The sequence below is a fragment of the Dysosmobacter segnis genome, from assembly GCF_014297285.1.
GTDB classification, from domain to species: Bacteria; Bacillota; Clostridia; order Oscillospirales; family Oscillospiraceae; genus Oscillibacter; species Oscillibacter segnis.
In genome coordinates this window covers 1-13,139 of the sequence record NZ_JACOQI010000035.1, presented here as the reverse complement: position 1 = coordinate 13,139, position 13,139 = coordinate 1, and the positions used below count along the sequence as shown (strand labels likewise).

Annotated in this window: 13 protein-coding genes; 8 read left to right on the top strand and 5 right to left on the bottom strand. The window is 56.0% G+C overall.

Translation table 11 applies throughout. The features are described 5' to 3' along the window. Window positions 1-913 precede the first annotated feature (913 nt). Both H8Z83_RS17910 and H8Z83_RS17905 read right to left on the bottom strand, forming a co-directional pair. Complete coding sequence (locus H8Z83_RS17910; protein WP_187016298.1) at window positions 914-2,230, bottom strand: sensor histidine kinase; 1,317 nt, start codon at window positions 2,228-2,230, stop codon at window positions 914-916. Beyond that, window positions 2,230-2,952, bottom strand: a complete 723-nt coding sequence (locus tag H8Z83_RS17905) for a LytR/AlgR family response regulator transcription factor (protein WP_187016297.1) — start codon at window positions 2,950-2,952, stop codon at window positions 2,230-2,232. Before H8Z83_RS17905 ends, H8Z83_RS17910 begins: the two co-directional genes overlap by 1 nt. A 190-nt stretch (window positions 2,953-3,142) precedes the next feature. Here H8Z83_RS17905 and H8Z83_RS17900 point away from each other — a divergent pair, with 190 nt between their 5' ends. The 3 genes from H8Z83_RS17900 (at window position 3,143) to H8Z83_RS17890 (ending at window position 7,477) form a co-directional block, all read left to right on the top strand. Next, a complete protein-coding gene (locus H8Z83_RS17900; RefSeq protein WP_366464570.1) occupies window positions 3,143-3,502 on the top strand; it encodes a response regulator in 360 nt (119 codons plus the stop codon). Window positions 3,503-3,651: 149 nt separating this feature from the next. Beyond that, a complete protein-coding gene (locus tag H8Z83_RS17895) occupies window positions 3,652-5,616 on the top strand; it encodes a hypothetical protein (protein WP_436231654.1) in 1,965 nt (654 codons plus the stop codon). 820 nt (window positions 5,617-6,436) lie between these two features. Then, entirely contained in the window at window positions 6,437-7,477 is a 1,041-nt protein-coding gene (locus tag H8Z83_RS17890) for a hypothetical protein (RefSeq protein WP_187016295.1), read from the top strand. Window positions 7,478-7,818: 341 nt separating this feature from the next. Here the strand turns inward: H8Z83_RS17890 and H8Z83_RS17885 are convergent, their stop codons facing one another. Beyond that, window positions 7,819-8,634 carry a tyrosine-type recombinase/integrase gene (locus H8Z83_RS17885; protein WP_243185132.1) on the bottom strand — a complete coding sequence of 272 codons (816 nt, stop codon included), beginning with the start codon at window positions 8,632-8,634 and terminating at the stop codon, window positions 7,819-7,821. A gap of 11 nt (window positions 8,635-8,645) precedes the next feature. Here H8Z83_RS17885 and H8Z83_RS17880 point away from each other — a divergent pair, with 11 nt between their 5' ends. The 4 genes from H8Z83_RS17880 (at window position 8,646) to H8Z83_RS17865 (ending at window position 11,872) form a co-directional block, all read left to right on the top strand. After that, window positions 8,646-8,807, top strand: coding sequence for a hypothetical protein (locus H8Z83_RS17880; protein WP_187016294.1), 162 nt, complete (start codon window positions 8,646-8,648; stop codon window positions 8,805-8,807). Beyond that, window positions 8,804-9,727 carry a sigma-70 family RNA polymerase sigma factor gene (locus tag H8Z83_RS17875; RefSeq protein WP_187016293.1) on the top strand — a complete coding sequence of 308 codons (924 nt, stop codon included), beginning with the start codon at window positions 8,804-8,806 and terminating at the stop codon, window positions 9,725-9,727. The genes H8Z83_RS17880 and H8Z83_RS17875 overlap by 4 nt, the downstream gene beginning before the upstream one ends. A 195-nt stretch (window positions 9,728-9,922) precedes the next feature. Further along, the gene (locus H8Z83_RS17870) at window positions 9,923-11,212 is read left to right on the top strand and encodes a TrkH family potassium uptake protein (RefSeq protein ID WP_207732092.1); all 1,290 of its coding nucleotides are present in this window, start codon (window positions 9,923-9,925) and stop codon (window positions 11,210-11,212) included. 12 nt (window positions 11,213-11,224) lie between these two features. After that, complete coding sequence (locus H8Z83_RS17865; protein WP_187016292.1) at window positions 11,225-11,872, top strand: potassium channel family protein; 648 nt, start codon at window positions 11,225-11,227, stop codon at window positions 11,870-11,872. Between the two features lie 108 nt (window positions 11,873-11,980). Here H8Z83_RS17865 and H8Z83_RS17860 read toward each other — a convergent pair whose 3' ends face one another. Together H8Z83_RS17860 and H8Z83_RS17855 are read right to left on the bottom strand one after the other, a co-directional pair. Further along, entirely contained in the window at window positions 11,981-12,298 is a 318-nt protein-coding gene (locus tag H8Z83_RS17860) for a DUF1344 domain-containing protein (protein ID WP_187016291.1), read from the bottom strand. Window positions 12,299-12,440: 142 nt separating this feature from the next. Beyond that, window positions 12,441-12,725, bottom strand: a complete 285-nt coding sequence (locus tag H8Z83_RS17855; protein WP_187016290.1) for a DUF6809 family protein — start codon at window positions 12,723-12,725, stop codon at window positions 12,441-12,443. Window positions 12,726-12,798: 73 nt separating this feature from the next. Here H8Z83_RS17855 and H8Z83_RS17850 point away from each other — a divergent pair. Beyond that, window positions 12,799-13,139: N-terminal phage integrase SAM-like domain-containing protein (locus H8Z83_RS17850; protein WP_243185130.1), on the top strand; the 341-nt coding region annotated here is incomplete at its 3' end.

The window sequence follows — 13,139 nt, the reverse complement described above, 5'->3', positions numbered from 1 at the left end:
AGATCTCCAATGCTTTGTTTGAGGCGGCCAAACAATCCGTTTTGCCGCCTCTGCTTTGCTATGCTCTTTTTCCACCCGCAAATTTTCTTTCAATTGGGGCTTGACTTTTTAGCAGGTTTACAGCGGTGCGATTTTTGAACGCTTGAAAGTCTCTTTTCATTGACTGCGGTGACTCAAAACATGCTTGCCCTGCACCATTGATCACGCGAAGGTGATTACCTCGATTTCCTTCCGAAACGGCCACAAGGCACCACCAAAATCCTTGGGACACCTGCGTTTGCGGGAACCAAGACGCCAGCCGCTCTGAAATTTTCTTCAAAAGACGCCACAACCGACTGCGCTGAAACCCCCGTCAACTGCCCGCACTGCGGGCAGAAGTGACTGGGCGGAGCGTCGGTTCCGACGCCAGCCCTTTATCCTGCTTTCTTTTTCGTCCTCGAAAAAGGCTCGAAAAGCGCGGGAAACGCAGTCATACCAACGTTTCCAATGCATCGATCACACGGACTTCAACACCTCCGGCACAAACGCCTCACATTTGCTTCCGCTGACAAAAGTGGGTACACACTCGGCTTTCTGAGAAAGATCGCACACAGCGGCTCACACGCCGAAACACGGGCGTTTCGGATGGGGGTGGTATCACTACCCTCGGAGCGTTCCACACGTTTCGGAAACCCTGCGTGGCCGAGTGTCAGAACGGCAAACTTTGCCGCTTTTGGGTCTTGGTCGGAGGCGCTCTTGAAGAATGCAGAGAGCCTGCGGGACAGCGATGCGCTTATGCGTGTCGCTGTCCCGAGGCGTCGCGGCCCCGCCGGGCTGCGCAGACCGACACCGCCCGCTGAGCGGACTGTGCTTGCTCCGATATCTCCCAGAGTCCAACTCTGTTTGCGGCGTCCGGCGTTCCCTCTCTCCGCCTTTATCCCCGGAGCATGACCCTTGCGTGGAATACGCCGTCCTGATAGGTAACCGTACTCACCCCGCCGGATTTTTCTGCGATGTGACGGATGGACTGAAGTCCGACGCCGTCTCCTTTTCGCTTGGAGGACTGAAAGACACCACCTTTTTCGCGGATGACTCCGTCATAGGTGTTTTCAACCTGAATCAGTGCCAGACTGTTGCCATGCAGATAGGCTGTCAGTTTGATCCTGCGTCGGGCGGGCGCGGTGCGCAGGCTGGCTTCCAGCGCATTCTCCAGCAGATTAGAGAGAACCAGACACAGATCGATCTCGTCTACAGGAAGACTTTCTGGCAGATCGAGCTGCACGGAAAATGGGATCTGCTCCCGCTTCGCAAGTGCGCAGTAATACCCGACCACGCTGTCTGCCGCCCGGTTTTCGCAGAAATGCATTTCAAGACTTGGAATTCTGGAAACCGCACCGGAGAGATAGGCTTTGATCTTTTCAAGATTCCCTTCTTCTGCAAGGGCAGCGAGCTGACATAGCTGGTGGCGCAGATCGTGCCGCGCCTGCCGGGCTTCCTCAATGGCAGCTTTCAGGCTTTCGTAGCGCTGCTGCTGCATGGAAAGCAGCTGGTTCTTCTGCTGCAATCTCACATTCCGGTTGATGCTGATTGCCATCAGAAGGAAGATTGCGTTGAAGAAAAGCATCAAAAACAAAAGTGTGATACTGATCACAAAATAGCCCTGCAAAACACGCCCGGTATAGAGCGTGTCCGCATACTTGGGAATCATAAACAGATTCAGCGAAATGAACACCAGCGGCAGCACCCAGAACACATACCAGGTCTGCGCAAAATTATCATCCTCGACCATTCTCCGCACGCTGTGCGTCGCAGGATAATAGGCGATGACAGCAAACAGCCAGCAGATCGCATGATAGCAAATCGCAGACCGCAGGCAGAACCATGGCGCAGCTTGCGCCTGCGGCAAACCGGCCAGCATAGCGGCGTTAATTGCTCTTGAAAGGCTGTTGATACAGGCAAATACCGCACAGACGGACAACGCAATCGTTCCGGATTTCCAAAGCGAAATCCGGAGCGTTTTTATGTAGATCACGGCTGCAAGCAAGGTTAGGGCTGCAAGCATCGGCGCAGTCGGCATGCGGTGCGCATAGCACACCACGCCTCCGGCGGCGCAAAGCAGCGCAAGCAGCGGAACAAGCCACAAAACAAGCTTTGACAGCGGCTGCTTTAAGCTGGATTTTGCCGGGAAGTAGGCAAGCAGCATGCCGGGAATCACCACGCTGAGTTCCAGAATCGGACGCAGCAGCTCCATTATACCATCCGCCCCCTTTGAAGCAAGAACTCCATAAGCGCCTGCCGGGCGCTTTTCAGAAGGTCCTGACTGACAAACACGCGGCTTCCGTCCGCCATGCGGAAGGCGGAGCCTTCCAGATCCTCCGCGTGTTCCAGATTCACGATCACTCCGCGTCCGCATACAAAAAAGCGTGTGTCATCCTTTAGTGGGGCGATGAAAGTCTTGAAGGGTTGGCGCGTGGCAAGCGTCTTTTGAACCGTCGTATGGACGTAGATCAAGTGGGCGAAGTGTTCTGCGTAGACGATGTCCTGATAGCGCAGATGGATCTCGCTTCCCTCCACCTTTAGCTCCATATATTTGTCCGGCTGCGGTATGCGGGCAAGCAGCTCGTCCGTCAGCGCATCGATATCCGCTTCGGTAAAGGGCTTGACCAGATAGTGCAGCGCCCGTACCTGAAAGCCCTCCAGCGCATGGTCGGTCGAGGTCGTGGTAAAAACCAGCAGGCAGTCCGTGTTGGTTTTCCGCAGCTTCTTTGCCGCCTCCATGCCCGTCATGCCATCCATATAAATATCCAGAAATGCGGCAGTAAAGGGCGCTTTCCTTGCCGCTTCCAGAAATGTCTCGCCGCTTTCGTATTCCAGAATATCCGCCTGCACATTTCTCCGGTGAAGCTGCTGCTCCAGCCGGTCTTTCAGCAGTGCACGTTCCGCAGCAAGATCATCCACAATCGCAATTCTCATGCAGGGTTCTCTCCTTGTGCTTGAATTCCAAGATAATTATATCACAGCGTGTCGAGGATGACAAAGAACCGCTGTCGGAATTCGTGCCAAAATCGCCCCTTTCGTGCTACGGCGCTTGAAAAAACCGAATGGCCTTTTTATACTGAGCGCAAGCAAAATGCCAAATTGGATGAAGGAAGGAGGGAGATCTGTGTATCGTATTGCCGTGCTGGCAGAACAGGAAGCAGAGCGGCAGCGCTACGCCGAGCAAATTACCCGGTTTTGTGTAGCGAAGGGGCTGTTTCCGCAGGTCATGCAATATGACGATCAGGAACGTTTTTTTGAAACGTCGCAGAAAGATGCTCCAACCAATGCCGTCATTGCACTTTCCGGGGTGGCAGGATTGAATGCAGCGGAGCACCTTCGTTCCTTATGCCCCGCGTGCCGGATGATCTGGTGCAGTGACCTGGATTTCTCTCTTCACGCCTTCCGGCTGCGGGCCGACTATTTCCTGATGAAGCCGGTTTCCGAAGAAGCATTCCGGCGAGGACTGAATGCCTGGATTGAATAAACGGGCATCGAACCAAACCGAGACAACAAGCACAAAAATGGAGGATATCGATGAAAAAGAAAAAGTTACAATGTTCTGTACCAACCCTTCTGCTGGCCGGTGTGTTGTGCCTGACATTGGCGGCCTGCGGTGCGAAGCAGTCTTCCGACATGCCTGCATCGGATACAGACTCCGCGGCAAGCGCCGCCCTACCAGTAAAGGCCATGAATGCCAAGCGTGTCGATGAAAACCCCTATATGGCAAAGAGCGACGCCAACATTCACCACGACGGCTACAATACGGACTCTACGGATGAAGTCCTGCCGCTTGGCATCTATCCGGAGATCAATGTTTCCTCTGAAAAAACCAACGCGAATGCTTCGCCTGCCATTTACTTTGACAGCTACGGCCACGCAGTCGTTCCGCTGCTCGGCGGCATCGCCATCCGCGATCTGAACGCGGAGGAAACCACGACGCTGGGCTATTTCTCCCCAAAGCAGCATGACGGCGGCGGTTACGTCATCCAGAGCTCCTATACGTTTCTGGATTCGGAAAACCGCATCGTCTGCCCCACCAGCAACAACCGTGTGCTGATGCTGCGGGCAACCGATGAAGCAGGAAACGTCCTGCCTGAATTTGAAAAGGTACTGGACATTGACATCAAGGCGGCAGCCGAAGCCGCGCTCGGCAAGGAGCTGACGCAGAATCTTCTTTCCGTGGTCTTTGACTACGACGGCAACCTCTGGTTTGCAACCGGCGGCTTCCGCATCTATCCCGAGCGTGAGCAGCAGGGCGTGCTCGGCTACATCGCCCACTCGGCGATCGAGGCGATCCTGAACGGAGAGCAGGCTGACCTTTCGAAGGCCGTCTTCGTCTACGGGCTGGCGCTCGGTGAGGGCGCGGAAAACGGGATTGCCGCCTCCAAGGACGGTGCAGTCATCCTGACGAACCAGAACTGCTATCTGCTGCGTGCCAATAACGGTGTCGAGGCTGTCTGGTGCACACCGTATGAGAGCGTCGGCGCGAAGGTCAGCGGCGAAAACGACAAGACCACCGGCGGCGGTCTTGCATGGGGCGGCGGCTGCTCTCCGTCGCTGACGCCGGAGCTTGTGATGTTCACCGACAACGCAGACCCCGTCAAGCTACTGGCGCTCGATATGAAGACCGGTAAGATCGTTGCAAGTCTGCCGGTGCTGGACGATCTGCCCGAGGGCTATCAGGTGGCGGTTGAAAACTCTGCCATCGTCTATGACGACAGTGAGGGCACCGTCAGCACTATCGTGTGCAACTGGTTCGGCGCGGGCAACGCAGGTCTGGCTGACCCCAACAACGACTCTTCCATCCAGAGCTACGCCAACATCTATGATATGAACTGGCTGACAAAGGGCAACTGCATGATTGCGCCCGGCGTCGAGCGCGTGGACACCGTGAAAACCGATAGCGGCTATGAGATGAAGAGCATCTGGTCTCGAAATGACCTGAGCGATACATCGATTCTCAAGCTCTCCACCGCAACGGGCTATATCTACGGCTATGTGCAGGATCTGACCACCGGGATGTGGCAGTACATCATTCTGGACTTTGCCACCGGCGAGACCGTTTTCACGATGGATGTTTCCAACAAATACGGCTACAACAACATGGCAATTGGTATGTATGCCGGCAACAGCGGCAACGCGCTCTACTGCCCGACGGGCTATCTGGAGCTGCTCAGATTACAGGATCGCTTCGCCTATCTGCCCGAAATGCCGTACCGAGAGGTCGATCTCGATAAGGCCGCGCGGAACGTACTGACACAGGAACAGTTTGAGCAGGACGGCGGTGACGGCACGGTCGCCAGCTGGCGCAATACTGTGACGGTCGAAAATGTTCATCCCAACACGACGGTCTCGTTCCGGATGAACAATCTTTCCGGAAGCGCCGCTGATTTGGAGCTCTATGCCTACGGTACAGACGGAAAGCTGGCGGAGGTCAGCAAAGAGCTGTGGACGATCACGGATGAAGCCGGGACTGGCGTGGATACCCTGGCCGACGGCACACTGTATGAACTGCGTGTCAGCGTCGCAGACGGCGGTGCGTTCGACCTGAGCGAGGCGGAAAAGGAGATCAAAATTTCCGTTGTACTTGCGAAGTAAGACTCAAGGAAGGCTCCGGTGCCAAAAGCGCCGGAGCCTTCCTCAACCTGTCAAAAAACCACAAAATCACTTCCACGAATATCGCCAAAAAGTTACTGTTACAACGCTGTTCCAAACCGCTTTTTAGCGCATTTTTCGACTTCTCGCACAAACGGCCCACGTTTGCTTTCACGAGCAAAAGCGGGCACACACTCGGCTCTCGGAGAAAGATCGCACACAACGGCTCACACGGCGAAACACGGGGCGTTTCGGATGGGGGTGGTATCACTACTCTCGGAGCGTTCCGCACGTTCACCAACATCCCCGGGCCGGGTATCAGAACGGCAAGTTTTGCCGCTTTTGGGGCTTGGTCGGGGGTGCTCCCAAAGAACGCAGGGAGCCTCGGGACAGCGATGCGCTTATGCGTGTCGCTGTCCCGAGGCGTCGCGGCCCCGCTGGGCTGCGTGATCTGTTTGCAACTTGGTGATGTTGCTGTTTTTTCACTCTGTGCGCAGTACTTTCTGAACGTGCGAGGCTGGGGTGGTATCACTACCCATGCGCGCTTTGCGCGTTGTTGAAACGCTCGGCGCCCGCTTGTCAAAAGGGCTAACTTGCCGTTTTCTGAGGTCGGGTGAGCAGCGTTCCTTGCGCAGTGCCTATTTTTTTCGAATATACAGAATTTTCTGTCGGCAGTTCCAGTTGCAAACACTTTTGCGCTATGGTACAATAAATCCAAGGAATTGGAAGAATTTCAGAACAATTATGCCGTTAAATTCCCGTTTGCAATTGCAAGTTCCTCACCGGGGCCACGCCCCAAACAACAGAAAGGAAGTGCTATCCCATGAAGAAACTCATCTCCTTGGCTCTGGCAGCCCTCCTGCTGCTGAACCTTGCCGCCTGCGGGGAAAGCTCCGTTTCCAATCCATCAGGTTCCTCCGGCGATTCTTCATCTTCAGCCGATCCCGCCCAGCCGGATGCCTTCTCCCCCGTCACCACGGAGGCGGAAGTTCGGGCTCTCTATGGGGACGACGCAAGCCTTATCACCTCCATCGAGGCGTACCAGGGAGATTTCCTGGTGAAACTGGGAACGGACGAGGACTGCCCCAGCTTGGACTGGGTCTACGGCCAGAGCGGCATCCGCCGTCGGATGCTGTGGCTGGATACGCCCCTGCTTCGGTGCGAGATCGAGTCCCAGGCATCCGTCCGGGTGGTCACTGGCGGGCCTAACATCTATAACGGCGTCCCCGGTTTTCCACGCGTGGAGTTGGCCACACTGAGCCTTCTCTACGATGAGCAGGGCTGCGACCGAGGCTATGATCCCTATGTTTCTCCCGGCATTGGTAGCTCTGAAATCTACTGGGCCGGGGCTGGGGAGCGCTATTCCATGGGGATGCAGGGCCGCCGAGAGGCCATCCGCTCCGCCCAGGTCGATGCAGGCGGCCTCACTGTGGCCTTCGCGCCCCTGGCGGACGGCAGCGACTTTGTGGCTGCCTACTGCGAGATCCCCTATACCGAGGTGGCTCTCTCGGAGGACGGTATGACCCTCACCGTCACCATGCACGACACCTTCCTCAGCAGCGGCACCCTCTCCAAGGATGTAGACCTGGACTTTTTGAAGGAGTATGGCTCCCTCTACCCAGAGAGCTTCCCCGCTGGGGAGCTGGCGGGAAGCTGCACCCTCATCGAGAATGCGGATCTGCGTCAGGATGGGAACAACGCCGTGCTGACCGTCACTCTGGCTGACGGCCCCATCCACGGCAGGAACTTCGGTGACGGTTATTACCGCTTCACCGCCGAGACCGGCTATACTGGCATCGCCGACATCGGCCCCTACCTCCGGGTGACCCTCAACGCCACCAACGAGCTCTTTGCAGGCAACTGAGCAGTCCATACAAGCCGTGGACAGCGTGGGTGCAGGCGCACCGTGTCTGACCCAGTTTTGACCCAGAATACGAAAAAAGCGGGCAGGGCTGGACGGCAACAACGGAAAATCCGCCGAGCGAATGGTGGTAAAAAGCACAAATCGGAGCCGAAATGACTCCGATTTGTGCTTGAGACTGCCTCATAACCCGGAGGTCGCAGGTTCGAGTCCTGTCTCCGCAACCAGAAAGTCCTGATTTCTTGCGAAATCAGGACTTTTTCCGTACTTTTGCGTCTAATATCTTACTTGCCGTTTTTTCCGACCCAAACGCTGACCCCAACGGGAGCGGACAGTGGAAAGGTCTATACTGCACCAGAGAGAAGGTTGCCCATTGTTTTTGCCGCTTCACGCTTGGCTGAGGTCGTTACATGCGCATAAGTATCCAGCGTGAAGCCTGCCGAAAAATGCCCCAGCATGCCAGATACGGTTTTGATGTCCACACCGTTTTGCAGGGCCAGCGTTGCGAAGGTGTGGCGCAGGTCATGGAAACGCACCTTCGGCAGCCCTGCCCGCTTTAGAACGCGGTGCAGCATATGCAGCACGCTGTCCGGGGACATGGGGCCTCCGGTGGGCGATGGGAATACCCATTCGCTGTTACCCGTTTTTCTTCTTTGTTGCATCAGAACATCTATCGCATCTGCCGACAACGGCAGTGTGCGGTAGGCATTTTTTGTTTTCAGCGGCATTTCAATGATCTTGCCGTCGATGCGCCCGATCTGCCGTTGAACCCGGAGGTCTCCTTTTTCCAAATCAATGTCCGACCATTTTAATCCGAGCAATTCGCCCCGCCGCAGGCCGGTGGTCAGGTCGATATAGTACAGGGCGAACACGCCGCTGTCTTTTGCCTCGCGGAGGAAGGACGTCAGCTGCTCAACGGGAAGCGTCTGCATTTCCTTGCGCTCCGCCTTCGGCAGTGCGCAGCCATCTGCCGGATTGCGGGCGATCAGCCGCTGCTCGACTGCCAGCTTCAGGGCAGAGGAAATGATTTGGTGGATGTTACGCACTGTTTTGGCGCTCAGTCCCTTGGGCTGCTTCTGTGATTCGATTCGCTCTACCCGCCCTTCCGCCAACAATTTCTTGTAGAACTGTTGCAGATGCAGCGTCGACAGATCATTCAACGGGATCTTATGTGCGGGATCTGCTCTATGACGCTCTGCGCGACGCGGACACCTCCGTAGAAGCCTTTGAAGAGAGCGTTTCGTCTGAGAATGTCTACCAGCATTGCGGGATCACCAGAACGGCCAATCCGAGGGGCCGTCCGCCGAAGAAGAAGGCGGGTGAGAAAGCATGACCAACGAGCAACTAATTCGCCAATATTATGACGGTGATGAAGCTGCGCTGGAAAAGCTGTACCATAAAAATATCGGGCTGATCCGCGGAATCGCCAAGGAAGCCGCGGAGGCGTTCAACTGTCTGACGGCGGACCCACATCATCCGAATCAGCTTTCTGCGTATACGAAAACGATTCTGGACGATCTCTGCGGTGAGGGCGCGTTGGAGCTTCTAACGCGGATACAGAGCCGGGAATATGACGAAAGCCGCGCCGTGCTCACCACCTATCTTTACCCACATTTGAAGGGGCGCATGACCCGCTGGCTGGAGCAGAATATTGGCTGCATGGCGTTGAGCAAGAACGAGATGGCCGCTGTCCGGCAGGTGCAGAGGCTGTATCATGTTGCATGGAAGGATACCGGTGAAATCGCGGAGGAGCTGGGTATCCCTGAGGCTCGTGTCAGCCGATATGTTCGCTACAACACCCATTTCCTCGGTGTGCATGATCTTGTCCCGGAGGGCTATGACGGCGATCCCTACGAGCGGCTGATGCCGGGGATGCTCTCCGTTTCGGCGGAGCAAGCCGTGTACCGCAAAGTCTGCATCGAGTTCCTTCGGGAGCTGTTCGATACCCTGCCGAAGAAGGACAGGGACATTCTCGGCAAGACCTGCGGCGTGTTCGGATACCCGGAGGCAACTTTGAAAGAGATCGGGATGTATCACATGATGAAGGAGTCCGCCGTGGAGAAGGCAAAGAACCGTGCCGTCGAGAAGCTGAGAGAAGCCTATCCCGGCAGCAGGCTTCAGGTATGGAGGACTGTTCATCGTATGCTGCGGAGGCCGGTCCTGCCGCCGGGGGAAGACCGTGAGCTGCGGCGCAATTTCCCGCAGTATGTCCGCGCCTTGGCGGAGGTCTATGGCGTGCTGAACAAGCTATGATCTGACAACATCGTCAATATTGAGCTTCATCAAATTCTGCAAAACCTTTACAAAACTTTTACAAAACCTGCACAGACAGGCTGCGAAAACCGTGCTATACTATGTGCCAAAATCAGAAGCGGTATTTGAAAGAAGGTGTGCACGGTGATAGAACCCATACTCCATCTGAAGCGTCATTTGACTTCTTTTCAAATCATGATCCTCGGCTTTGCGGGTGTGATCCTACTGGGGGCGCTGGTGCTGATGCTGCCTATCGCCACAGTACAGCGGATCTGGACGCCGTTTCATGAGGCACTGTTCACCTCCACTTCCGCTGTCTGCGTGACGGGACTGGTGGTGCAGGATACCGGCAGCTACTGGTCTGCCTTTGGTCAGACGGTGATTTTGCTGCTGATCCAGATTGGCGGGCTGGGCGTGATCACCGGCGCGGTGACGTTCCTGATGCTCGCCGGGCGGAACATCACGCTCAAGGAGCGCAGCGCCATGCAGGACGCCATCTCCGCTCCCGCGGTGGGCGGCATCGTGCGCCTGACGCGGTTTATCCTGAGAGGGACCCTGATCGTCGAGCTGCTGGGCGCGTTGGCGCTGCTGCCGGTGTTCTGCCGGGACTATGGGCTGCGGGGCGTATGGATGTCCGTTTTCCATTCCGTTTCCGCCTTCTGCAACGCGGGTTTCGATATTCTGGGGCGGGCGGATGCCCCTTACCCTTCGCTGACGGCCTATGCCGCAGACCCGCTGGTCAACATCGTCATCATGCTGCTGATCATCGTGGGCGGCATCGGCTTTCTAACGTGGGACGATATCTGTACGCACGGTCTGCACCTGCGGCGTTACCGGATGCAGAGCAAGGTCATTTTGAGTGCGACGGCGCTTTTGATCACGATTCCGGCGGTCCTCTTTTATCTGACGGACTTTGCGGACCTCCCCGTGGGAGAGCGGGCTTTGGCCTCGCTCTTTCAGGCGGTCACACCGCGGACGGCAGGCTACAACACGGTTGATCTAACGAAAATGAGCGATACCTCGCAGGCGGTCACGATCATGCTGATGCTCACCGGAGGTGCGCCCGGTTCCACGGCGGGCGGCATGAAGGTCACAACACTGGCGGTGCTCATTGCCAACGCCGCGGCAGCCTTCCACAGGAGAGAGGACTCGCGGCTCTTTGATCGCAGATTGGACTATTCCGCCATCCGCAATGCCGCCGCGATCTTACTGCTGTATCTGTCCTTGACGTTTGTTGGCGCGGCGGTCATCAGCGAGGTCGAGGGCCTGCCGCTGGGCGCTTGCCTCTATGAGACTGCCTCCGCCGCGGGCACGGTGGGACTGACGCTGGGACTGACGCCGCAGCTCGGGACGCTGTCGCAGAGCATTCTCATTCTGCTGATGTTTTTTGGGCGCGTCGGGGGACTGACCTTGATCTACGCCGCGTTTTCCGGGCATGACATGACCTATGCCCGGTATCCGAAGGAAATGATCACCGTAGGCTGAAAGGAGCGCACGATGAAATCTGTATTGTTGATCGGACTTGGCCGCTTCGGGCGGCATCTTGCCATGCAGCTGAATGAGCTTGGCCATCAGGTGATGGCGGTGGACAAGGACGAGGAGCGTGTCAATGAATGTATGCCCTTCGTCACCAACGCGCAGATCGGTGACAGCACCCGCGTGGACTTTCTGCGCTCACTGGGCGTGAGCAACTATGACGTCTGCTATGTCACCATCAGCGGGGATTTCCAGAATTCACTGGAAACCACGTCGCTGCTCAAGGAACTGGGGGCAAACTATGTGGTATCCCGCGCGGAGCGGGACGTGCAGGCAAAGTTTCTGCTGCGAAACGGCGCGGACGCGGTCGCCTACCCGGAAAAGCAGCTGGCGAAGTGGGCGGCCATCCGCTATACCGCCAACCATATTTTCAGCTACATTGAGCTGGACGAGCAGCACGCCATTATCGAGGTTGCCGTACCGGAGGACTGGCAGGGGCACAGCATCGGCGAGCTGGACATCCGCAGAAAATACGGTGTCAACATCCTCGGCGTAAAACGGAACGGCAAAACCGATGTGAACATCTCACCGGAAACCATATTGGACGGAAGTCTGACTCTGCTGGTATTGGGAGAAAACAAAGCGCTGAAAAAGCAATTTCACCTCTGAAACTGCTGATCCGCGCTGAAGAGAACGATCACAAGAATGGGACACACGCCATTGGGCGTGTGTCCCATTCTTGTGTCAATATCCGCTGGGGCGCACAGCCCTGATCAATTATTGCGCAGCTTCCATGGCGGTGATGACCGGCGGTTTCTCTTCATTTTCAAGGGTTCCGGTATAAGTGATCACCACATCATCACCCTCACTGAAGCCTTCGACAGAAAAGTTTTCGCCAAAATCCATGACCTGATATTCCCCATCGTCCGTGATGAGCACCAGGTAGTCCGTATCCAGTCGATTGATCGTGCCTGTGATGGTTTCTTTCTGCTGGCTTCCTTCCGCGGCACTGCCAGACGCACCGCAGACAGCCAGAAGCAGAACTGTGCTCAGGGCCAGAGCCAGCAAAACCCAATGGGATGTTTTACGTTTCATATCAATACTCCTTTTCACTTGTATTCCGCCATCGTTTCGTAACAGAGGGAGACATTATTTTCCGTGCGCTCCTCGATCAGACATTCGCCGGAGAGGATATCACAAATCTGCATTGCTTCTGTATATTCCACATGGATCTGGATCAAGCATCCACTTGTTCCGCCGGACGGCAGATGTGTTCTTCTTCCTCCCACTCGAAGGAGTAGAACCCATCTGCCTCCAGTTCTTTCGCCATGCCCCACGCCAGCTTGAAGCCAGCCGTGAAGCTCATCAGCTTGGATTCAGCCAGCAATGCGTTCTGCGCGTCCAGCAGACGCAACAGCCTTCTGTGCCCCGCAGCGTCCATGTCCCGTCGCAGTTCCTCATGGGCGCGTTCGACCTGCTCGGCCAGCTCTGGATACCACCCCGAAACAGGAAAGCGCATCATCAAAAATGTGCTGGGTAAGACACAGGCAGAATGCAAGACGAAGCTAAAGAAAGCCATTGAGGAAAGCAAAGCATTGGACATCAGCCGCGCAAATGAATATACGGTTGCCACATGGCTGCGGACGTGGTTTGAATTATATGCCAAACCGCATATCCGTCCCTCCACCATGAACTACTACCACCGAAACATCGAACAGCATGTTGCCCCGGCTATCGGAGACATTCCTCTGAACAAGCTTACTACCCGTGACCTGCAAAAACTCTACAATGACCTGCAAAGCAACGGCAGGTTGCGGAAAGTTCAGAAAAAGAAAAAACCCGGACTGAGCAATTCCACTGTGCGCGGCATCCACATGATGCTGCACAACGCCCTTGACCGGGCGGTGAAAGAAAAACTCATCCTCAGCAATCCCAC

What these genes read in the sequence shown, in the direction of transcription:
- H8Z83_RS17895 (WP_436231654.1), top strand. Translation starts at nt 3,652, where the DNA reads ATGCCTGCATCGGATACAGACTCCGCGGCAAGCGCCGCCCTACCAGTA.
- H8Z83_RS17865 (WP_187016292.1), top strand. Translation starts at nt 11,225, where the DNA reads ATGAAATCTGTATTGTTGATCGGACTTGGCCGCTTCGGGCGGCATCTT.
- H8Z83_RS17875 (WP_187016293.1), top strand. Translation starts at nt 8,804, where the DNA reads ATGACCAACGAGCAACTAATTCGCCAATATTATGACGGTGATGAAGCT.
- H8Z83_RS17910 (WP_187016298.1), bottom strand. Translation starts at nt 2,230, where the DNA reads ATGGAGCTGCTGCGTCCGATTCTGGAACTCAGCGTGGTGATTCCCGGC.
- H8Z83_RS17860 (WP_187016291.1), bottom strand. Translation starts at nt 12,298, where the DNA reads ATGAAACGTAAAACATCCCATTGGGTTTTGCTGGCTCTGGCCCTGAGC.
- H8Z83_RS17855 (WP_187016290.1), bottom strand. Translation starts at nt 12,725, where the DNA reads ATGATGCGCTTTCCTGTTTCGGGGTGGTATCCAGAGCTGGCCGAGCAG.
- H8Z83_RS17905 (WP_187016297.1), bottom strand. Translation starts at nt 2,952, where the DNA reads ATGAGAATTGCGATTGTGGATGATCTTGCTGCGGAACGTGCACTGCTG.
- H8Z83_RS17870 (WP_207732092.1), top strand. Translation starts at nt 9,923, where the DNA reads ATGATCCTCGGCTTTGCGGGTGTGATCCTACTGGGGGCGCTGGTGCTG.
- H8Z83_RS17890 (WP_187016295.1), top strand. Translation starts at nt 6,437, where the DNA reads ATGAAGAAACTCATCTCCTTGGCTCTGGCAGCCCTCCTGCTGCTGAAC.